1 pseudogene is annotated in these 210 nt (G+C 82.9%); it reads left to right on the top strand.

What is annotated here, in order from left to right:
• Nucleotides 1–210: pseudogene (locus tag VR44_RS40805) on the top strand (FHA domain-containing protein); the annotation flags it as partial.

Below are 210 nucleotides of genomic sequence, written 5' to 3'. Positions count from 1 at the left end.
GAGCTACGGCTCCTCCGCGCCCCGCCCCGGCAACGGCGCGGGCGGCGCCTTCGACGGCAACCCGGGCAACGGCCCGCGCGGCGGTTTCGACGGCGCCCCGGGCAACGGCCCGCGCGGCGGCCAGGGCAACGCCCCGTACGAGGGTGCCGGCACCGGTGCCGGGTTCGCGCCCGCAGCCCCCGGCCTCCCGCAGCGGCCCGTACCCGCCCC

It is taken from the genome of Streptomyces katrae, from assembly GCF_000966975.1.
GTDB classification, from domain to species: domain Bacteria; phylum Actinomycetota; class Actinomycetes; order Streptomycetales; family Streptomycetaceae; genus Streptomyces; species Streptomyces katrae.
Note: the sequence above shows the minus strand (reverse complement) of the source record. Positions and strands in the feature narration are given on the sequence as shown.